The organism is Garicola koreensis (genome assembly GCF_014195445.1).
GTDB classification, from domain to species: Bacteria; Actinomycetota; Actinomycetes; order Actinomycetales; family Micrococcaceae; genus Nesterenkonia; species Nesterenkonia koreensis.
This window is the reverse complement of sequence record NZ_JACIBT010000001.1, coordinates 454,982-475,814: the sequence shown is the minus strand read 5'-3', so window position 1 is coordinate 475,814 and position 20,833 is coordinate 454,982. Positions and strand designations below refer to the sequence as shown.

General features: G+C 66.4%; 19 protein-coding genes and 1 tRNA gene. 6 read left to right on the top strand and 14 right to left on the bottom strand.

Translation table 11 applies throughout. The annotated features are described in order from the left end of the window. Nucleotide 1 precedes the first annotated feature (1 nt). Complete coding sequence (locus FHX47_RS02210; RefSeq protein WP_183357240.1) at nt 2-274, top strand: SAP domain-containing protein; 273 nt, start codon at nt 2-4, stop codon at nt 272-274. 155 nt (nt 275-429) lie between these two features. On the opposite strand, the gene FHX47_RS02205 is transcribed toward FHX47_RS02210, so the two are convergent. From FHX47_RS02205 to FHX47_RS02190, 4 genes are all read right to left on the bottom strand, one after another. Then, nucleotides 430-515, bottom strand: a tRNA-Leu gene (locus tag FHX47_RS02205). 102 nt (nt 516-617) lie between these two features. Then, complete coding sequence (locus tag FHX47_RS02200; RefSeq protein WP_183357239.1) at nt 618-875, bottom strand: type B 50S ribosomal protein L31; 258 nt, start codon at nt 873-875, stop codon at nt 618-620. Nucleotides 876-1,005: 130 nt separating this feature from the next. Next, nucleotides 1,006-1,893 carry a sulfite exporter TauE/SafE family protein gene (locus tag FHX47_RS02195; protein ID WP_183357238.1) on the bottom strand — a complete coding sequence of 296 codons (888 nt, stop codon included), beginning with the start codon at nt 1,891-1,893 and terminating at the stop codon, nt 1,006-1,008. Between the two features lie 3 nt (nt 1,894-1,896). Beyond that, on the bottom strand, nt 1,897-2,682 hold the full coding sequence (locus FHX47_RS02190; protein ID WP_183357237.1) for an ABC transporter ATP-binding protein: 786 nt from the start codon (nt 2,680-2,682) through the stop codon (nt 1,897-1,899). Between the two features lie 52 nt (nt 2,683-2,734). On the opposite strand from FHX47_RS02190, the gene serB reads away from it, so the two are divergent. The 5 genes from serB (at nt 2,735) to zwf (ending at nt 10,350) form a co-directional block, all read left to right on the top strand. After that, nucleotides 2,735-3,688, top strand: a complete 954-nt coding sequence (gene serB / locus FHX47_RS02185) for a phosphoserine phosphatase SerB (protein ID WP_183357236.1) — start codon at nt 2,735-2,737, stop codon at nt 3,686-3,688. A gap of 57 nt (nt 3,689-3,745) precedes the next feature. After that, entirely contained in the window at nt 3,746-5,905 is a 2,160-nt protein-coding gene (gene tkt / locus FHX47_RS02180; protein WP_183357235.1) for a transketolase, read from the top strand. A 25-nt stretch (nt 5,906-5,930) separates the two neighbouring features. Then, the gene (gene tal / locus FHX47_RS02175) at nt 5,931-7,064 is read left to right on the top strand and encodes a transaldolase (protein WP_183357234.1); all 1,134 of its coding nucleotides are present in this window, start codon (nt 5,931-5,933) and stop codon (nt 7,062-7,064) included. A gap of 59 nt (nt 7,065-7,123) precedes the next feature. Next, nucleotides 7,124-8,773: a glucose-6-phosphate isomerase gene (locus FHX47_RS02170; RefSeq protein ID WP_183357233.1), complete on the top strand. Its 1,650-nt coding sequence runs from the start codon at nt 7,124-7,126 to the stop codon at nt 8,771-8,773. A 113-nt stretch (nt 8,774-8,886) separates the two neighbouring features. Next, nucleotides 8,887-10,350 carry a glucose-6-phosphate dehydrogenase gene (zwf, locus tag FHX47_RS02165; RefSeq protein WP_246327976.1) on the top strand — a complete coding sequence of 488 codons (1,464 nt, stop codon included), beginning with the start codon at nt 8,887-8,889 and terminating at the stop codon, nt 10,348-10,350. 32 nt (nt 10,351-10,382) lie between these two features. Here zwf and secG read toward each other — a convergent pair whose 3' ends face one another. The 10 genes from secG to FHX47_RS02115 form a co-directional block, all read right to left on the bottom strand. Then, a complete protein-coding gene (gene secG / locus FHX47_RS02160) occupies nt 10,383-10,634 on the bottom strand; it encodes a preprotein translocase subunit SecG (RefSeq protein ID WP_183357231.1) in 252 nt (83 codons plus the stop codon). Between the two features lie 53 nt (nt 10,635-10,687). Next, entirely contained in the window at nt 10,688-11,500 is an 813-nt protein-coding gene (gene tpiA, locus FHX47_RS02155; protein WP_183357230.1) for a triose-phosphate isomerase, read from the bottom strand. A gap of 57 nt (nt 11,501-11,557) precedes the next feature. Next, nucleotides 11,558-12,784, bottom strand: a complete 1,227-nt coding sequence (locus FHX47_RS02150) for a phosphoglycerate kinase (protein ID WP_183357229.1) — start codon at nt 12,782-12,784, stop codon at nt 11,558-11,560. 281 nt (nt 12,785-13,065) lie between these two features. Then, nucleotides 13,066-14,073 carry a type I glyceraldehyde-3-phosphate dehydrogenase gene (gene gap, locus FHX47_RS02145; protein ID WP_183357228.1) on the bottom strand — a complete coding sequence of 336 codons (1,008 nt, stop codon included), beginning with the start codon at nt 14,071-14,073 and terminating at the stop codon, nt 13,066-13,068. 208 nt (nt 14,074-14,281) lie between these two features. Further along, the gene (locus tag FHX47_RS02140; protein WP_183357227.1) at nt 14,282-14,905 is read right to left on the bottom strand and encodes a superoxide dismutase; all 624 of its coding nucleotides are present in this window, start codon (nt 14,903-14,905) and stop codon (nt 14,282-14,284) included. A 125-nt stretch (nt 14,906-15,030) separates the two neighbouring features. Beyond that, the gene (whiA, locus tag FHX47_RS02135; RefSeq protein ID WP_183357822.1) at nt 15,031-16,011 is read right to left on the bottom strand and encodes a DNA-binding protein WhiA; all 981 of its coding nucleotides are present in this window, start codon (nt 16,009-16,011) and stop codon (nt 15,031-15,033) included. Between the two features lie 121 nt (nt 16,012-16,132). Further along, complete coding sequence (locus FHX47_RS02130; RefSeq protein ID WP_183357226.1) at nt 16,133-17,161, bottom strand: gluconeogenesis factor YvcK family protein; 1,029 nt, start codon at nt 17,159-17,161, stop codon at nt 16,133-16,135. Nucleotides 17,162-17,172: 11 nt separating this feature from the next. Next, nucleotides 17,173-18,150 (bottom strand): RNase adapter RapZ, encoded by a 978-nt coding sequence (gene rapZ, locus FHX47_RS02125; protein ID WP_183357225.1) that lies wholly within the window; start codon nt 18,148-18,150, stop codon nt 17,173-17,175. Between the two features lie 32 nt (nt 18,151-18,182). Next, the gene (gene uvrC, locus FHX47_RS02120; protein ID WP_183357224.1) at nt 18,183-20,102 is read right to left on the bottom strand and encodes an excinuclease ABC subunit UvrC; all 1,920 of its coding nucleotides are present in this window, start codon (nt 20,100-20,102) and stop codon (nt 18,183-18,185) included. Further along, nucleotides 20,095-20,826: a lysophospholipid acyltransferase family protein gene (locus FHX47_RS02115; RefSeq protein WP_221206019.1), complete on the bottom strand. Its 732-nt coding sequence runs from the start codon at nt 20,824-20,826 to the stop codon at nt 20,095-20,097. The genes uvrC and FHX47_RS02115 overlap by 8 nt, the downstream gene beginning before the upstream one ends. Nucleotides 20,827-20,833 lie beyond the last annotated feature (7 nt).

Here is a 20,833-nt window from a genome sequence, read left to right as displayed (position 1 = left end):
CATGGCTGAGCAGAAGAACCGGTCACCGGTCAAAGATGAAGAACTGTACGAGACGCTGCGCGAAGAGCAGGGGTACTCCAAGGAGAAGTCCGCCCGCATCGCCAACGCAGCCAGCAACGAGGGCCGCGATACCCAGGGCGAGAAGGGAGGCACCTCCCCCAGCTACGAAAAGTGGACGGTTGATGAACTCAAAGATCGCGCCAAAGAGCTGAACCTCAGCGGATACTCGGATATGAACAAGGATCAGCTCATCGACAAGCTGCGCAACCACTGAGATCGCAGCGGACCGCTGACAGTGGTGCTGACCTGTTCCTTTCGGGACACGATGCAGAGACAACAAGACCCCCGCCTGAGCTGTTCTGCTTCAGACAGGGGGTCTTGCAACGTGGTCGGCCTAATCAGACGAAGGTTCCGTCTGACTGTGACCGGTGCGCGGAGGGGGACTTGAACCCCCACCCTCTTATACGAGGACTAGCACCTCAAGCTAGCGCGTCTACCTATTCCGCCACCCGCGCAGGGGGCCTGCTGCCACACTGAATTCTCCAGGTGAAGCCAGGAGAGCTTAGCACGGCAACAGTCCGGCGACCCAATCGGAGAGGGTCGCCGGAAAAGTGCTGCTACTTCTTGCCGCCGAAGCCCTTGAAGCGCTGGTTGAAGCGCTCCACGCGTCCTGCGGAGTCCAAGATGCGCTGCTTGCCGGTGTAGAAGGGGTGCGAAGCAGCTGAAACTTCGACGTCGATCACCGGGTAGGTGTTGCCGTCTTCCCATTCCATGGTCTTCTCGGAGCTCACCGTGGAGCGGGTGAGGATCTTCTCGCCGGAGGACAGATCGTTGAAGATCACCGGCTGATACTTCGGGTGAATGTCAGTCTTCATATGTGTGGTGTCCTTTTCGTACGCCGCTGGATTTTGCCAGAAGCCTCAGGGATTATAGGGCGCGGAAACACAGGCCCGAGCCTGGTGGCCAATGAACTACCCTACCGCACCGGCCGGTGAGTCTCCAACGCTATCCCACGATCAGATCTCGAATCATCACTGTCAGCGCCACCAGCCCCAGGGTAATGATCACGCTGCGCAGCACCACCGGGCTGAGCCGGCGTCCGACCCAGGCGCCGATGAGCCCACCAAAGGTGGAACCCACCGCAATAATCGCCACCACACCCCAGAGGATCATCCTCTCGTCCGGTTCCCGGAGCAGGTAGTCCACGATGAGGTAGTTGATTCCCGCCACCAGGTTCACCACTGCCACCAGCAGGTTCTTCACCCCGTTGGCCTGCTGAATGGTCGATGCGAGAAAGATCCCCAGCACCCCCATGAGGAGGATGCCTTGGGCTGCCACGAAGTAGCCGCCGTAGACTCCGGCGAGGAAGACCAGCAGAATCAGCGGCCACTTCACGGACCGGGCGGCCTTGGCCGCTGCCGCCTCCGGAGCATCCCCCGGCGAGGGTGTCTGCGGATCAGCGGCCTGCTCTGCCGCGCGGCCCTTCACCCAGGCAGAGAGCTTCGGCTGTGCCAGGACCATCGCCAGGGACAGCACGATCAGCGCGGGAGCGACACGACCGAAGATCTCCTCCGGCAGCGTGACCAGCAGCGTGGCGCCGACCACTCCCCCAAGAAATGACGCCGGCACCAGCTTGGCCAGCACCGGCTTCACCTTCACGATCTCACGCCGATACCCCCAGGCGCCGGTAAAGCCGCCTGCGATCAGCCCCATAGCGTTGGAGATGGTCGCTGACACCGGAGGGACCCCCATGGCCACCAGCACCGGGAACGTCACCAGCGTGCCGGAACCCACCACTGTGTTGATGGCACCGGCCCAGATTCCTGCCAGCAGGATCAGCAGCAGAAATCCGACGCCGAGCCCGTGCAGCTCGAAGTCGAGCAGAGCTTCCATGCGCTACTGCGCCATGAATGCGGAGTAGCGGCCGCCTCGCTCTGCCAGCTCCAACGGCACATCGAACGTGGCGCTCAGATTCTGCGACGTCAGGGTCTGCTCCATCGGCCCGGCCGCGACGGCCTCCCCATCACGCAGCAGCAGCACATGGGTGAACCCCGGCGGGATCTCTTCCAGGTGGTGGGTCACCAGGACCGTGGCCGGGGCGGTCTCGTCGCTGACCAGCTCGGCGGTGCGGGCCACCAGCGCCTCGCGGCCGGCTAGGTCCAGGCCGGCGCCCGGCTCATCCAGCAGCAGCAGCTCCGGGTCGGTCATCAGAGCCCGGGCGATCTGCACCCGCTTGCGCTCGCCCTCACTCAGCGTTCCGAAGGGCCGGTCAAAGACGGTCCCCACGCCCCAGGCGTTGAGCAGGTTGAATGCGCGCCGTTCATCGAAGCGTTCGTACTCCTCCCGCCAACGGCCCGTCACCCCGTAGGCGGCAGTGACAACGGCGTTGAGCGCGGTCTCCCGGGCGGGCAGGGCGTTGGCCACAGCGTTGGAGCACAGCCCGATCAGTGGGCGCAGATCAAAGACGTCGACCTGGCCCAGAGTTTCGTCCAAGATCTGCACGGAGCCGGAGCTGGGAAACATTCGTGCCGCAGCGATCTGCAGCAGCGTCGTCTTTCCGGCCCCATTGGGCCCCAGGATCACCCACCGCTCATCCTCATTGACGTGGAAGCTCACATCGTTGAGCAGCAGCTTGCGGCCACGGCGCACGCTCACGCCGTCGAGGTTCAGGACTGGACTCATGAGCACAACACTATCTAATGAGCACGTCCGGACAGGATAAGGTGAATCCGCTATGACTGATGCTTCTGCCGGGGCCGTTGCCATGATCGCCGCCGATCAGCTCGACGGTGCTCTCATCCGCTCACTGACCGCAGAGTTCGACCGCCGCGGCGTCGTCCACCATGCGGAAGCGGCGAGCTTCAGCTCAGCGACCGGCCCGGTCCGCGCGGTGCGCTGGTGGCTCTCGCTGGCCGACTCCGACGACGACTACGGCACCCAGCTCATCCATTCACTGTTGGAGGACGCTGCGGAGCAGCTGGGCGGTGTGGAACGGACCACCACCACGGTGCTTCCGAGACAGCTGGACAGCAGCGGCACCAGGATGCTGATCATGGACGTCGACTCCACGCTGATCGATCAGGAAGTCATTGACCTCCTCGCCGATCATGCCGGACGCGCCGCAGAGGTCGCCGCAGTCACTGAGAGGGCCATGCGCGGGGAGTTGGACTTCGCGGAATCTCTGCACGCGCGAGTGCAGACTCTTGCCGGGCTGCCGTCCTCGGTGCTCACCGAGACCTTCGCCCGTGTCTCTGCCACCGCCGGTGCTGCGGAACTGATCGCAGCCTTCAGCCGGGACGGGCACCCGGTCTTCGCCGTCTCCGGGGGGTTCACCCAGATTCTTGCGCCGCTGGCCCAGCAGCTGGGCCTGACCGACTTCGCCGCCAACCACCTGCAGCTCGCCGACGATCAGCTGACCGGACGCGTCGAGGGCGAAGTGGTCGACCGGACGGTCAAGCGCCGACGGATGCAGCAGTGGGCCGCTGAGTATGCCGCAGATGCTCAGAATGTGGTCGCAGTCGGCGACGGCGCCAACGATCTGGATATGGTGACCTCAGCAGGTGTGGGGGTGGCCTTCTGCGCAAAACCAGCTCTGGCCGAGCATGCCGACCTGGTCATCAGGCACCGGAACCTTGAGCTGGTGGGCTACGCCCTGGGTCTGAGCCGGAAGGACGCAGACGAATACTGACTCCGCCGGTAGGCTGGAGTGAGAACCGGCACAACGATGTGCCTCCACTTACCCCTGATGGAAACGAACCGCCCTTTGGAGGACACTGAAGTGACCGAAACCGCCGTCAACGCCTTGCCTGACCTCACCGATCTGGACCGTCGTGCCGTGGATACCCTGCGGGTGCTGGCCGCCGACGCTGTGGAGAAGGTCGGATCCGGCCATCCTGGAACGGCGATGTCCTTGGCTCCGGCCGCCTACATCCTCTTCCAGCAGGTTATGCGCCATGACCCCGCAGATCCGCGCTGGATCGGTCGCGACCGGTTCATCCTCTCGCCGGGCCACAGCAGTCTGACGCTGTACCTGCAGCTGTTCTTCTCCGGCTACGGCCTGGAGCTGGAGGACATCCAGCAGCTGCGCACCTGGGGGTCGAAGACCCCCGGGCACCCCGAATTCGGGCACACTGACGGAGTCGAGATCACCACCGGGCCGCTGGGCCAGGGGCTGGCATCAGGGGTCGGCTTCGCCTATGGGCAGCGGCGGATGCGCGGACTGCTGGATCCCGACGCCGCACCGGGCACCTCACCCTTCGACCACAGAGTATGGGTCATCGCCTCAGACGGCGATCTGCAGGAGGGCGTCACCTCTGAGGCCTCGTCCCTGGCCGGTCACCAGCAGCTGGGCAGCCTCAACGTGATCTGGGACGACAACGAGATCTCGATTGAGGATGACACCAACATCGCGTTCACCGAAGACGTGATGGCCCGCTACGAAGCCTACGGCTGGCACGTCCAGCGGGTGAACTGGCTGAAGACCGGTGACTACGCCGAAGACATCGCCGAGCTGCAGCGAGCACTGAGCGCCGCGCAGCAGGAGACCTCCAAACCATCCCTGATCGCGCTTCGCACGGTGATCGGCTGGCCCTCCCCCAAGAAGCAGAACACCGGCGCCATCCACGGCGCCAAGCTCGGCGATGAGGAACTCACCGGCCTCAAGGAGTTCCTCGGATTCGACCCGCAGCAGCACTTCCACGTCGATGAGGAGGTGCTCGCCCACGCCCGGCAGATCACCGCCCGCGGCACCGAGGCCCGGGCAGAGTGGGAGAAGTCCTACCACGAGTGGCGCAGCCGCAACGCCGAGGGGGCGGCGCTGCTTGATCGGCTCACCGCCGCGGAGCTGCCGCAGGACTGGGAGAAGAGCCTGCCGGAGTTTCCCGCCGGAGACGCCCTGGCCACCCGCGCCGCCTCCGGCAAGGTCATCAATGCCCTGGCACCAGTGCTGCCGGAGCTCTGGGGAGGCTCGGCCGATCTTGCCGGCTCGAACAACACGCTCATCGCCGCCGACCCCAGCTTTGTGCCGGAAGGTCACTCCACGGAGAAGTTCGCCGGACACCCCTACGGGCGCAATCTGCACTTCGGGGTGCGCGAGCACGCCGCCGCAGCGATCACCAACGGGATCCAGCTCTCCACACCGCTGCGCACCTACGCCGGCACCTTTCTGATCTTCTCCGACTACCAGCGCCCGGCCGTTCGGCTCGCGGCGCTGATGGGAATCGGGTCCATCTTCGTGTGGACCCACGATTCCATCGGGCTGGGCGAAGACGGCCCCACCCACCAGCCGGTGGAGCAGCTGGCCAGCCTGCGCGCGATCCCTGGGCTGGACGTGGTCCGGCCCGCTGACGCCAATGAGGTGGCCGTCGCCTGGCGCGAGGTGATCAGCCGCGCTGACCGTCCGGCCGGCATCGCACTGACGCGTCAGGGGGTGCCGACCTTCGCCCGCGGTGCGGCAGGGGCCACCGCCGAGGAGTTCGGCTCGGTGGAGGGTGTAGCCAAGGGCGCCTATGTGCTCGCCGAAGCTGTCCGGGACGGCGTCGTGGTGGGCCCCGATGTGATCCTCATCGGCACCGGATCGGAGGTCGACTTGGCGGTCCAGGCGCGCACGGCCTTGGCCGCCGAGGGGGTGGCTGCCCGCGTCGTCTCAGCCCCCTGCCTGGAGTGGTTCGACGAGCAGGAGGCGACCTACCGCGAATCCGTGCTGCCTCCGGCCGTCAGAGCGCGCGTGGCCGTTGAGGCCGCCCACCCGATGACCTGGTACCCCTATGTCGGCGATGCCGGCCGCATCGTAGGCTTGGACCACTTCGGCGGCTCCGCGGACTACAAGGACCTCTACGAACAGTTCGGCATCACTGCCGACGCCGTCGCGGCCGCGGCCAAAGACTCTGTGCGCGCAGCCGCCTGATCACGACCTCGTCCCAAGGAGAATCATGACCGCAGAAGACACCGGAAACCGGCACACCAAAGAACTCTCCGACCTCGGCGTCTCCATCTGGTTGGACGACATGTCACGGGAGCGGCTGAACTCCGGGTCCCTGGCCAAGCTGATCGACAGCCACCATGTGGTCGGGGTCACCACCAACCCCACGATCTTCGAAGCGGCCGTGAACTCCGGCGATGCTTATGAGCAGGCGCTCAGCCAGCTGGCCTCCCGGGGCGCCGACGCCGAGCAGGCCGTCTTCGAGATCACCACCTCGGACGTGCGCGATGCCTGCGACCTGTTCGCCGGGGTCTACTCGGCCACCAACGGCGTCGACGGCAGGGTCTCCATCGAGGTCGACCCTCGGCTCGCCCGCGATGCTGAGGCAACCATCGAAGAGGCCAAGCGACTCTACAAAGCGGTGGACCGCGAGAACGTGATGATCAAGATTCCTGCCACCGTTGAGGGAATCGAGGCCATCGCCGCGGTGCTGGCCGAGGGCATCAGCGTCAACGTGACCCTGGTGTTCTCCCTGGAGCGCTACCGGGCTGTGATCAACGCGTTCATGCTGGGTCTGGAGAAGGCCCACGCGGACGGCCTGGACATCTCCAAGATTCACTCGGTGGCCAGCTTCTTCGTCTCGCGGGTGGACACTGAGGTGGACCATCGCCTCGAGCTTGCCGCTGAAGAGGGCAGGCCCAGCACGGAGAAGCTGAAGTCCCGGGCGGCCATCGCCAACGCACGCCTGGCCCACCAGATCGCCACGGAGTCCTTCAGCTCCGAACGGTGGCTCCTGCTGGCCGAGCGCGGCGGTCAGCCGCAGCGGCTGCTGCTGGCCTCCACCGGCACCAAGGACCCGAACCTCTCCGACACCCTCTACGTCACTGAGCTGGCCGCCGCCGGTGTGGTCAACACGATGCCGGAGAAGACGCTCAATTCGCTGGCCGAGCAGGGCGAGGTCGAAGGCGACACGATGACGGACACCTACGTGGACTCCAACCGGGTGCTCGACGGTGTCTCCGCCGCCGGCATCGACTACCGCGACGTCGTCGAGACACTGGAGCGCGAGGGCCTGGAGAAGTTCGACAAGTCCTGGCAGGGGCTGCTGAGCACCATCGATGAGGGGCTGAAGCGCAACTCCTGAGTCTTCAGGACTGCGCAGTCGCCGCCGTCGTATTACCTGACTGAAAAGGAAGTCTGACTATGAGTTCGCTGTCGCTGTCACTGTTGGGCGCCGCCCGCGCCGGTGCCGAGGCGCAGGTCCCCGGCCTGCTCGATCACGAGTTTGCCTCCCGGCTGGCGGCCAAGGACCACACGCTGTGGGGCCCGGCTGCGGAGAGTGAGGCGGCTGAACGACTCGGATGGGTCTCCCCCTTCGAGTCCGCGCAAGCACTGCTGAGCCAAATCGGTCAGCTGCGGGAGAATCTGGCCGCAGAGGGCGTCACCCGCGTGCTGCTGGCCGGTATGGGCGGCTCATCCTTGGCGCCGGAGGTGATCTGCGCCAGCGACGACGTCGACCTGGTGGTGCTGGACTCCACCGACCCGCAGCAGGTCGCAGCGACGCTGACGGATCTGGACCGCACCGTGTTGGTGGTCTCATCCAAATCCGGCTCCACAGTGGAGACCGACTCGCAGCGACGGATCGTACAGCGAGCCTTCGCCGACGCCGGCATCGACCCCCAGTCACGCACAGTGGTGGTGACTGATCCGGGCTCACCGTTGGCCCAGCAGTCTGAGCAGGACGGTGTGCGGGCACTGTTCACCGCGGACCCTACGGTGGGCGGCCGGTACTCGGCGCTCACTGCCTTCGGCCTCGTCCCCTCTGGGCTGGCCGGAGCCGACGTGGAGACGCTGCTGGAAGACGCTGAGGATGCCGCTGAGGTTCTCTTCGCCGACGACGCGGCCAACCCCGGCCTGCAGCTGGGGGCGGCCATCTCGGCCACCTCCCCGCTGCGCGACAAGCTGGTGATCGTCGACGCCGGCTCGACGCTGGTGGGGCTGGGCGCCTGGATCGAGCAGCTGATCGCCGAGTCCACCGGCAAGGACGGCACCGGGGTGCTGCCGGTGATCGTCGCCGACGGTGAACCGGAGCTGACCCGCGAGGCCGGTGATGTCCTGGTGGTGGAGATCGTAGACGTCGAGGCTGAGGACGGTGCCTCCGTCGATGCCGATCCGGAGGAGACGGTCGTGACCCCCCATGTGGTGCGCACCGGCGGAAGCCTGGGCGCCCAGTTCATGCTGTGGGAGACCGCCACGGCAGTCGCCGGAGCCGTGCTGGGCGTCAACCCCTTCGATCAGCCGGATGTGGAGTCGGCCAAGGCCGCTGCGCGTGGGCTGCTTGACTCCCCCGCCCCTGCCGCCGGGGAACCGATCCGAGACGGCGCCGTGGAGATCCGCACCCGTGGTGATCAGGTGCTGCTGACCTCCGGGCAGGCAACTGTGGCCGAATCCGTGCAGGCGCTGCTGGCTCGGGTGCCGGACAACGGCTATGTGGCGGTGATGGCGTATCTGGACCGGATCGCAGAGTCCCAGCTCGGCGACCTCAGACCTCAGTTGGCCGCGCAGTCCGGCCGGCCGACCACTTTCGGCTGGGGCCCCCGGTTCCTGCACTCCACGGGGCAGTTTCACAAGGGTGGGCCCGCCGTCGGCGTCTTTCTGCAGATCACTGCCGCCGCTGACCATGACCTGCAGGTCCCGGACCGGCCCTTCACCCTGGGCAGTCTGATCTCCGCCCAGGCTGACGGTGATGCCCAGGTGCTCGCCGATCACGGCCGACCGGTGCTCCAGCTGCACCTGAGCGACCGAGGTGCCGGCATCTCCCAACTTCTCGAGGTCGTAGGCGAACTGGGCTGATGCGGTCCACGTCCTCACCCCACGGTGATCCCCTGGCGCAGGCACTGCGGCCCAGCTCCGCCGCACAGCAGGGCAGCGCCTCCTCACGGCCGGCGGGGCCCTGCGCCCTGGTGATGTTCGGCGTCACCGGTGACCTGGCGCGCAAGAAGCTGCTGCCGGCCCTCTACGATCTGGCCAACCGCAGGCTGCTGCCGGATAGCTTCTGCGTCGTCGGGTTCGGCCGCCGCGACTGGAGCGACGCTGATTTCGCCGCTGAGGTGGAGAGCTACGTCCGAGCCGGCGCCCGCACACCCTTCAACGCGGAGACTTGGCAGCGGCTCGCCGCCGGGCTGCGGTTCGTCCCGGCCCAGGGATTCGACGACGACGATGCCTTCGCCCGCTTGGGCCAGACCCTGGTGGAGCTGGAGGACTCCCGCGGAACGGGAGGAAACCATGCCTTCTACCTCTCGATCCCGCCCAATTCCTTCGAGACGGTCTGCGAGAAGCTCTCTGCCCATGGGCTGGCACGCCGCTCCCAGTCGGCAGTGGATTCCTGGTCCCGGGTCATCATTGAGAAGCCCTTCGGCCACGACGAGGCCAGCGCACACGAGCTCAACCAGGTGGTGGAGTCGGTGTTCGCCTCCAACGAGGTGTTCCGTATCGACCACTATCTGGGCAAAGAGACGGTCCAGAACCTCTTAGCGCTGCGCTTCGCCAATCGGCTCTTCGAACCGCTGTGGAACAACCAGCATGTTGATCATGTCCAGATCACCATGGCTGAGGAGATCGGCATCGAAGGCCGTGCCAGCTACTACGACGGCGTCGGCGCCGCTCGAGACGTCATCCAGAACCATCTGCTGCAGCTGCTGGCGCTGACCGCCATGGAGGAGCCCATCAACTTCGACGCCGATCACCTGCGGCGGGAGAAGGAGAAGGTGCTGGAGGCCGTGCAGGTCCCCGAGGACCTCGATGCGGCCAGCGCCCGAGGTCAGTACAGCTCCGGTGAGCAGAACGGGCAGAGCATCGCAGGCTTCCTCAATGAGGAGGGCTTCGACCCGGAGTCGATCACCGAAACGTTTGCGGCGTTCAAACTGGGTGTGCGCACCCGGCGCTGGGCCGGAGTCCCCTTCTACCTGCGCAGCGGCAAGCGGCTGGCCACCCGGGTCACGGAGATTGCGGTGATGTTCCGCCGGGCCCCGAACCTGCTGTTCACCAGTGCCGACGAGGATCAGTTCGGGCAGAATGCGCTGATCATCCGGATCCAGCCGAACGAGGGTGCCACGCTGCGCCTGGCCTCCAAAGTGCCCGGAACCCAGATGGACATTCGCGACGTCGACATGGACTTCAGCTACGGAAGCACTTTCACGGAGCAGTCCCCCGAGGCCTATGAGCGCCTGATCCTCGATGTGCTGCTGGGAGACCCTCCCCTGTTCCCCCGCCACCGTGAGGTGGAGCTCTCCTGGCAGATTCTTGACCCGTTCCTCAAGCACTGGGAGTCACAGACGCAGCAGCCGATGCCCTATGCCCCAGGCTCCTGGGGCCCCGAGTCCTCGAACGACCTGCTACGCCGCGACGGGCGCCAGTGGAGGCTGCGTTAGCGGAGGTCGTCGAAGCCTGTGAAGCGGCTGGTCTACCAGCCTGAGTTGACTTGGATGAGCAGCGCCAGGCTGACGATGATCAGCCCCCAGACGATGCCCAGGACCACGGTGAGTCGGGTGAGGTTGCGTTCGGCGACCCCGGATGAGCCCAGCGAGCTGGTCACCCCGCCGCCGAACATATCCGACATGCCGCCGCCGCGTCCCTTATGCAGCAGGATGAGGAGGATCAGCAGCACGCTGATCAGCAGCAGCAGGACTTGGAGTCCAATCGTCAGGAGAGACACTGAGACCTTTCAAAGTATGAGGGCGACTTCACGCGCCTAACAGGATACAGCTTTTAGTCGGTGATGTGTTTTTCGAACCGGGCGATCTTGGCGAACTCCTCCGCGTCCAGGGAGGCTCCACCGACCAGCGCCCCGTCCACATCGGAGCCTTGGAGGATGTGGGCGACGTTGCCGGACTTCACAGAGCCGCCGTAGATGACCCGGATCGTGTCAGCGAATCCGCCGCTGTAGAGCTCGGCGAGTTTGGCGCGGATGGCCGCGCTCATCTGCTGGGCGTCCTCGGGCCCGGCCACTTTGCCGGTTCCGATGGCCCACACGGGCTCATAGGCGACGACCAGCTCCCCCAGCTCTTCGGCGGTGATGCCCTGCAGCGCTGCCTGAAGCTGGGCCAGCGTGTGCTGCACATGTTCGCCGGCTTCACGGACTTCCAGCCCCTCTCCGATGCACAGCACCGGGGCCAGTTCGTGGCGCAGTGCGGCGTGGATCTTCGAGCGCACAGTCTCGTCGTCCTCGCTGTGGTTCTCACGGCGTTCGGAGTGGCCGATGAGGACCTGCGCGCACCCCAGCTTCTGCAGAAACGCTCCGGAGACGTCACCGGTGTGGGCCCCCGAGTCGTGGGCGGAGAGGTCCTGGGCGCCGTAGTCCAGGTCGAGTTTGTCACCCCTCACCAGAGTCTGCACCCCGCGCAGGTCGGTGAAGGGCGGGAAGACCGAGACCTGTACCCGCCGGTAGTCGTGGTCGGCGTCGTCCAGGGTCCACGCCAGCTTTTGGACCAGGGCGATCGCCTGCATATGATCCATGTTCATCTTCCAGTTGCCGGCGATGAGCGGGCGGCGGGTGAACGTGCCGTCCTTCTGTGCAGTCATCGTATAACTCCCTTTCGTCGGGGGGGGGTGGGCGCGGCCGTGGGTGGCAGCTGCGGTTCAGGCGCCGAGGGCCTCGATGCCGGGCAGCCGCTTACCCTCCAGGTATTCCAGGCTGGCGCCGCCGCCGGTGGAGATATGGCCGAAGGCGGAGTCGGCGAAGCCCAGGGCACGCACTGCGGCTGCCGAGTCGCCGCCGCCGACCACCGAGAGCCCGTCGGTCTCGGATAGCGCCTCGGCTACGGCCATGGTGCCTCCGGCGAAGGCTTCCATCTCAAAGACTCCCATGGGGCCGTTCCAGAAGACGGTGTTGGATGAGCTGATCTCGGTGGCGAACGCCTCTGCGGATTCGGGTCCGATGTCCAGCCCCAGGGCGTCGGCGCCGTGGCGGCCGCTCTCCAGCGCCTCCAGCGGGAGCACCTCGTGCTCTGCATCGGGCGCGAAGGAGGCGGCCATGACGATGTCGGTGGGCAGCACCAGTCTGCAGTCCTGCTGTGCGGCCCGGTCGATGAAGTCTTTGACGGTGTCCAGTTTGTCGTCCTCCACCAGGGAGGCGCCGATGCCGTGGCCCAGTGCTTTGGCGAAGGTGAAGACCATGCCCCCGCCGATGAGCAGCGTGTCGGCCCTGGGGATCAGGTTCTCGATCACGGCCAGCTTGTCGGAGACCTTGGAGCCGCCGAGCACCACAGTGTAGGGCCGGTTCGGGTTCGCCGTGAGCCTGTTCAGCACCTCCAGCTCCGCGGCGACCAGGTCTCCCTGGTAGGCGGGCAGTATGTCCGCGATGTCGAAGACGGAGGCGTGTTTGCGGTGCACCGCACCGAAGGCGTCGTTGACGTAGGCGCCGCGCTCACCGGTCAGCGCAGCCAGTTCCTGGGCCAGCTGCGCACGTTCGGCAGATTCCTTGGACGTTTCTCGGGGGTCGAATCTGACGTTCTCCAGTAGCAGGATCTCGCCGTCGTCCAGCTCGGCCGCCGCGGTGCGGGCGCCGGGGCCGACCAGGTCTTCGGCACGCTTCACCGGCACGTGGGCCAGCTCCTCCATGCGCTCTGCCACCGGGGCCAGCGAGTACTGCGGATCGGGTGCCCCCTTCGGCCGACCCAGGTGGGCGGTGACGATGACTCGGGCTCCTGCTCCGGCCAGCTTCTCCAGCACCGGCAGGGAGGCACGGATTCTGCCATCATCGGTGACCCGGCCCTCGGCGAGCGGCACGTTCAGGTCTGAGCGGACCAGCACGATGCGGCCGGTCAGACCTTCGGCCATCAGGGTGCTGAGTGTGGCTGCGGTCATCGTCTGCAAGCTTCCCTTCTCATCGTGCGGCGCTCAAGCCGGGGCCCGGCTCTCAGTGCTCAGATTACCAATCTCTGGATGCGTCGGCGCCCCGGTCCCCCGCTGTTTGGGGAACTGGGACCTCCCAGCGTGGTATCGGGCCCGGCGCGGGCCGCTGCCGTCGCAAGTGGGCGATATGCGCCGCAATAATCCGACCACGCTGGTGTTTTCCGGCACGTAACGCCCACTACAGGTTCACGACAGGCTCAGGGATGCGCAGCGTGCCGCTGCCGGGCCCGCTGTCAGAGCCGCTGTCCGATGTAGTGTGCCATTTCGACCAGGCGGGAGGTGTAGCCGTATTCGTTGTCGTACCAGGAGAAGACCTTGACCGTGTTGCCGATGACTTTGGTCAGCGGAGCGTCGAAGATCGAGGCGTGGGGGTCACCGATGATGTCGGTGGAGACGATCGGGTCCTCGTTGTAGGCCAGAGCACCGGCCAAGGAGCCTTCGGACGCCTTTTTGAAGGCGGCGTTGACGTCCTCGGAGGTGACCCCGTTCTTGTCGATGGTCACCGTCAGGTCGGTTCCTGAGCCGGTGATGGTGGGGACCCGAACTGCGAAGCCGTCGAGTTTGCCGTCCACCTCGGGGATGACCTCGCCGATGGCTGCCGCAGCCCCGGTGGAGGTCGGGACCATGTTCACCCCCGCAGCACGGGCGCGGCGAGCATCCGAGTGTGGGGCGTCGTGCAGACGCTGGTCTCCGGTGTAGGAGTGGATGGTGGTCATCAGGCCCTCAACGATGCCGAACTCGTCGTTGAGCACCTTCACCAGCGGCGCCAGGCAGTTGGTGGTGCAGGAGGCGTTGGAGACCACCGTGTGCCGCTGGGCGTCGTAGGTGTCTTCGTTGATGCCCAAAATCAGGGTGGCGTCGGAGTCCTTGGACGGAGCCGAGATGAGGACCTTCTTCGCTCCGGCGTCCAAGTGTTTGGAGGCCGAGGCCTTGGTGGTGAAGATTCCGGTCGCCTCGATGACGATATCGACGCCCAGCTCACCCCAGGGCAGGTTGGCCGGGTCCCGGTCGGAGAGCAGCCTGATGCGGCGGTCCCCGGCGACCAGATGATCATCCTGCAGTGTCACCTCTTGGGGAAAACGGCCCAGCACCGAGTCGTACTTGGTCAGATTCACCAGCGATTGCGGATCTGTGAGGTCGTTGACGGCCACGAGCTCAAGGTCCTGACCCTGGTCCTCCAGGACGCGCAGGACGTTGCGTCCGATCCGTCCGAAACCGTTGATTGCGATCTTCGTCGCCATAGTGTGGGGGCTTCCTTCCGTCTCCGGCTGCAGTTGAGGGGATAACTGCCCTCAGACACGCGTTGGGGACCGGCAGACTGAATAGGCTTCAGCCCGCCGACCCCCAATAACGTCGTTGTCCTCAGGTGATCTGCAGAACGTGTTCAATTGTCTCTGACTATTGTCTCACAGTCGCACTAAATCCTGTGAGGTGCACCATACTGGTGTATCAGGGGGTGACCAGCTTCGCGGCGCCTGCACGGGCGGCGGCCAGTCGCGAGGCGACGTCGTCCCAGTTGACGACGTTCCAGAACGCCTTCACGTAGTCGGGCTTCACGTTCTGGTAGTCCAGGTAGAAGGCGTGCTCCCACATGTCCAGCATGAGCAGCGGAGTAGTGGCCACCGGCACACCGTTCTGCTGATCGTAGAACTGCTCGATCACCAGGTTTCCGCCGATGGGCTCGTAGGCCAGGATGGCCCAGCCGGAGCCCTGAATGGTCAGCGCAGCCTGGGTGAACTGGTCGCGGAACTTCTCGAAACCGCCGAAGTACTCGTCGATGGCAGCTGCCAGCTCACCCTCGGGGCGGCCCTGGCCGTTGGGGGTCATGTTCTTCCAGAAAATGGAGTGGTTGGTGTGGCCACCCAGGTTGAACTGCAGATCCTTCAGCAGCTTCGGAGTGGTGGAGTAGTCCTCCTTCTCCCGGGCCTCGGCCAGCTTCTCCAGGGCGGTGTTCGCCCCGCCCACATAGGTGTTGTGGTGCTTGGAGTGGTGCAGTTCCATGATGCGTCCGGAGATGTGCGGCTCCAGGGCGCCATAGTCGTAGTCAAGCTCAGGAAGGGTGTATTCAGCCATGCGTTCCTCCTAATGACGGTTTTGTCGAGGTCAGCGCCTCGCTGGCTTCAATCCTATGCACCTGCGCGCAGACCTGAAAGGGGGTGAAGCACTGTGACGTGCCGATTTCACCACTGGTGGAACCCTCAGCTGTCCAGCATCTCCTCGGTGACGTTCTTCTCGGTGCCGGCGACGCCCTGATCCCCGGCGCGCTTATCGGCCATTGCCAGCAGCCTGCGGATCCGTCCTGCGATGGCGTCCTTAGTCATGGGCGGATCAGCGAGGCGGCCGAGCTCATCGAGGGAGGCGTGCTTATGCTGCAGGCGCAGCCGGCCCGCGTACTCCAGGTGTTCGGGCACGTCTTCGCCGAGGATCTCCAGGGCCCGCTCCACCCGGGCCCCGGCGGCCACAGCGGCCTGTGCGGAGCGGCGCAGGTTGGCGTCGTCGAAGTTGGCCAGCCGGTTGGCTGATGCACGGTGCTCGCGCCGCTGACGCCGCTGCTGCCATACCCCCAGGGTCCTGCGGGCTCCCATGTGGGTGAGCAGCTGGGCGATGGAGTCGGCGTCGCGGATCACCACACGATCTGCGCTGCGCACTTCGCGGGCCTTGGCAGTGATTCCCAGCCGGCGGGCAGCGCCGACCAGCGCCAGGGCGGCTTCCGGGCCGGGGCAGGTGACTTCCAGGGAGCAGGACCGGCCGGGTTCCGTCAGGGACCCGTGGGAGAGGAAGGCTCCGCGCCACACGGCGACGGCATCTGCGGCCGAACCGTTGACGATGACGGCGGGCAGGCCCCGAACGGGCCGGCCGCGCGCGTCGACCAGACCGGTCTGGCGTGCCAGCGCATCGGCCTCCCGCACGACCCGCACCACGTAGCGGGCCCCGCGCTTCAGCCCGTTTCCGGAGACGACGATGATCTCGCAGCTGTGCCCATAGATCTCCCCCAGGTGGGCGCGCAGCCGGCGTGCAGTGACCGCGTGGTCGAGTTCGGCCTCGATGACGATTCGTCGGGAGACCACGTGCAGGCCGCTGGCGAAGCGCAGCATCGCCGAGACCTCGGCCTTGCGCTCGGAGGTGGTGGAAACCTCGACTCTGGAGAGTTCGTCCTTGACCGACTCGGTCAGCGCCATAGCTATCGGGTCCTTGCAGGTGTCGTCGTCGTGGTGGTCGGTGGCCTTCTCAGCGAGGGCCATCGTACTGAAGTTTCGTCTGAGTCAGGCAAACTGCCTCATCAGCTCCGGTGAACGGCGCTCACCCATGGAACACCTCGTTGAATGCGATGGCCAGGCGCAGCGGGTCGTGGACGTCGGGCCGGTCCTTGCTGCGGACCCGGGCGTAGGTGATCTCCGCTCCCAGCCGCTCTGCCGCTGCGGCGAACTCTTCCTGCTCCGCCTCGCTGACGCTGCCCAGATCCGCAACGACGGCGTCGATGCGCAGGCCCGGGGCGTAGTGGGCGATGACATCCAGGTGCTCCGCCGGGCTCATGCCGCGGGTCTCGCCGGTGTCAGCATTGAGGTTCATCACCACACAGCGCTTGGCTTCGGTCTCGTTGAGGGCGCTGCGCAGATCCTCCAGCAGCAGGTGCGGCAGCACGGAGGTGTACCAGGAGCCGGGGCCGAACACGATCCAGTCGCTGAGCTCGATGGCGGTGACCGCCTCAGCGCACGCTTCAGCTTCGGCCGGGTGAATCTGGACGTCGGTGAGCCGTCCGAGCTTGCCGGCGTGGGCCAGCTCCGCCTGCGATGAGATGCGCCCCTGCTGCTTCTCGGCCTGCTCAGGCTGGACCAGTCCGGACATGGTCAGCGGGGTCCGAGACATCGGCAGCACCTGTCCGCGGGCTCCGAGCAGCGCCCCGGCCCAGCGCAGCCCGTCCACGGGATCGCCCAGCAGCTCCCACAGGGCGACGATGAGCAGGTTGCCCATGGCGTGGCCATCGAGGCTGCCGGTCACTCCGGCCTTGGAGGTGAACCGGTGCTGCATCACATCGGCCCAGGTCCTGCCCCAGTCGGTGTCGTCGCAGAGCGCGGTCAGCGCCATGCGCAGATCCCCTGGGGGGATGATGTCCATGTCCTGGCGCAGCCGGCCGGAGGAGCCGCCGTCGTCGGCTACGGTGCACACGGCCGTCAGGTGCTCGGCGGCGATGATGCGCAGCGCTGCGAGGGTGGCTTTGAGCCCATGGCCCCCGCCGAGGGCGGAGACGCGGAACGAGGGACCCCCGGGCAGGTTCCGGAGGTTCTGGGTGGTGGTCAGCGGCGGCGACCCGGGGATGGGCTGACTCATGGCAGTCGGCCCTACTCCCGGCCCAGGTCGCGGTGCACGGTGTTCACGGTGACGTTGGGCAGCTGCGCCAGACGACGTGCCAGTTCGTCGCCGATCGCCACGGAGCGATGCTTGCCGCCGGTGCAGCCGACCGCCAGTGTGGCGTAGTGCTTGTTCTCCTGACGGTAGCCCTCCAGCACCGGCATCAGGGCCTCCACATAGCGGTCCACGAACTCACCGGCGCCCTTGTTCACGAGGACGTAGTCACGGACCTGCTCGTCCTGGCCGGTCAGCGCGCGAAGTTCCGGCACCCAGTGCGGATTGGGGATGAAGCGCACATCGGCCAAGTAGTTGGCATCGGCCGGCACCCCGTACTTGAAGCCGAAGCTCATCACGTTCAGTCGCAGAGTGATGGGGCCGTCGTCGTTGAAGAGCTCGTTGACGGAGTTTGCCAGGGTGTGCACGTTCAAGTCCGTGGTGTCCAGCACGATGTCGGCCTGCTCCTTGACCGCGGCCAGCATCTCACGTTCGGCCCGCAGCCCGTCCAGTATGCGCCCGGAGCCCTGCAGCGGGTGGGGCCGCCGGCCCTGTTCGAACCGGCGCACCAGCAGCTCGTCGGAGGCCTCCAGGAACAGCACCCGGTAGGTGATGCCGGCTGCGGCGATCTGGGCGAGGCTCTCCTGCATCGAAGAGTAGAGTCCGCGGCTTCGCGCGTCGAGGACCACGGCCATCTTCTCCACGGAGCCGGGGTTGCGCGCCACCAGGTCCATCATGGTGGCGATGAGCTCCGGCGGCAGTCCCTCCACCACGTACCAGCCCATGTCTTCCAGCGCGTGGGAGGCGGTGGTGCGCCCGGCCCCGGACATGCCGGTGATGATCAGCAGCTCCTTCTCCGGGGGCTTGACCGATTCCAGACTGGGCTGCTGCGCGGGCTGCTGTGCGGGGTTCGCCGCAGCCGGTGCGGCGCCTGCGGCGGCGTCGTGCTCCCCGTGTGCGGACTGGTGGCTCATGGTCACGACTCTACCCCGTGGAGCGGTCGCCGTCAGCCGGATTCCGGGCCGCTGCCCCGCAGGTGCTCCAGGATGCTCTGGGCGGTCTGCGCCCCGATGCCGGGGACCTCTGCGACCTGTTCCGCAGTGGCTTTGGTGAGGTTCGCCACCGAGCCGAAGTGGGCCACCACCGCTGCCCGGCGCTTGGGTCCCAGACCTGCCACCTCGTCCAGGGCGGAGGCGGTCATCTGCTTCGACCGTGCCGAACGGTGGTGCTGGATGGCGAACCGGTGGGCCTCATCGCGAATCCGCTGCAGCATGAAGAGTGCCTCGGAGGTGCGCGGCAGCACCAGCGGAAAATCGTCCTGAGGCAGCCAGACCTCTTCCAACCGCTTGGCGAGGCCGACCACAGCCATCTCCTGCAGGCCCAGTTCGTCCAGTGCCCAGCGGGCGGCGTTGACCTGGGGCTGACCCCCGTCGACGACGACCAGGCTGGGCGGGTAGGCGAACTTCTGCTCATCGCGCCCGGTAGCCTCGGAGATCTCACCAGACTCCAGCGGGCCCTGCTCGGCGATCTCCTTCAAGTACCTGCTGAAGCGCCGGGTGATCACATCGTGCATCGCAGCAGTGTCATCGACGGCGACGTCACCGCGTATGGAGAACCGGCGGTAGTCGCGCTTCTTGGGCAGACCGTCCTCAAGCACCACCATGGAGGCCACCACATTGGTCCCGGAGGTGTGGGAGACGTCGAAGCATTCGATGCGCATCAGCGGCTCGGCGAGATCCAGGGCACCCTGCAGCTCGCGCAGCGCGGCCGAACGGGTGGTGATGTCGCTGGAGCGCCGTGCCTTGTGCAGCTTCAGCGCCTGTTCGGCGTTCTCCGCCACGGTGCCCAGCAGCGCCGCCTTGTCCCCGCGGCGCGGCACCCGCAGGCTCACCCGTGCTCCGCGGCGTTCTGAGAGCCATTCGGTCAGTTCGGCGTGGTTCTCCGGCAGCGCAGGGACCAGGACTTCGCGGGGGATCCGTTCGGCGTCGGGCATATCGCCGTAGATCTGCAGCACCAGCTGCTCAGCGAGGCGGGCGTCGTCGATCTCTTCGACCTTCTCTGAGATCCAGCCGCGCTGACCGCGGATCCGGCCCTGCCGCACGTGGAAGACCTGGGCGCTGGCCTCCAGCTCGTCCTGGGCGAAGGCGAAGATGTCGGCTTCGGTAGCTTCGGGCAGGACCACGGCGTTGCGTTCGAACACCCGGCGCAGCGCCTCCAGCTCGTCGCGGTGGCGGGCGGCGTCCTCGTAGCGCAGCTCGGTGACGGCCTGCTTCATCTGGCCTTCGATGCGGCGCATATGGGGTCCGGGCCGGCCCGCCATGACGTCGACGAACTCCTCGGCGAGCTCGCGATGGTCCTCCACGGAGATGTTCCCCACGCAGGGGGCGGCGCATTTGTCGATGTAGCCCAGCAGACAGGGCCTGCCGGAGGCGGCGGCACGCTTATAGACCCCGGCCGAGCAGGAGCGCACGGGGAAGACCCGCAGCATCGTGTCCACGGTTTCGCGGATGGCCTTGGCCGGGTGGAAGGGACCGAAGTATCGGACGCCGGGCTTCTTGTCTCCGCGCATCACTTGGACCCGCGGGACCTTCTCATTCATGGTCACCGCGAGGTACGGGTAGGACTTGTCGTCGCGGTACATGATGTTGAACCGCGGGGTGTGCTGCTTGATCCAGGTGTACTCCAGCTGGATGGCCTCCAGCTCCGAACCCACCACCGTCCATTCCACCGAGGCTGCGGCGTGGACCATGGCGAAGGTTTTGGGCGGCAGCTGCTTCACCGAGGTGAAGTAGGAGTTCAGCCGGGACCGCAGGCTCTTGGCCTTGCCCACGTAGACGACCCGACCGTGGGGGTCCAGGAACCGATACACCCCGGGATGGGTGGGGATCTCGCCGGGTTGGGGGCGGTACGACGCCGGTTCAGCCATCGGCTCCACTGCTTGGGTCGCGTGGGGTGCTTGGGTCGCTCGGACTTGGATCGCTGGGGGGTGCGTTGTAGGCGTGCACCCGCTGCTGGCCGGAGAGTTCGGCGATGGCGTCCATGATCTGGCCGGTGGCCTGCCGGCGCACCGGCAGCGGGTGCTTCTCCCCCAGGTGTTCGAACTGCAGCGGCTCACCGATGTGCATCTGAAACTTGGCCGGCCGGATCATGGTCCGGCCCGGCGGCTGCAGCCGCTGGGTGCCGATGAGCCCGACGGGGACGACGGGGGCGCCGGTGGCCAGGGCCAACCAGCCGACTCCGTTCTTTCCCCGGTACAGCCTGCCGTCACGGCTGCGGGTGCCCTCCGGGTAGATGCCGATGCCGTAGCCGGCTCTGATCATGGTGGTGAGGTCGAACAGCGCCTCCACGGCACCGGACTGTTTGGTGCGGTCCACCGGCACTGAGCCGAAGGATTCGAAGAAGAACTTCTTGCCCCGGCCACGCAGACCGGGTTGGGTGAAGTACTCGGCTTTGGCGATGAAGCTCACTGGTCGGGGGAAGATCCCTTGGATCAGCACGGAGTCCAGGAAGCTTAAGTGATTGCTGGCGACGATGAAGCCGCCGTCGTCGGGCACGTTCTCGAGTCCGGTGACCACCGGTCGGCAGAGCAGACGCGTCAGTGATCCGCCGGCGCTGCGGATGCGCTCTTGGCCTTTGGTGCGTCCTTCCAGGACGGCG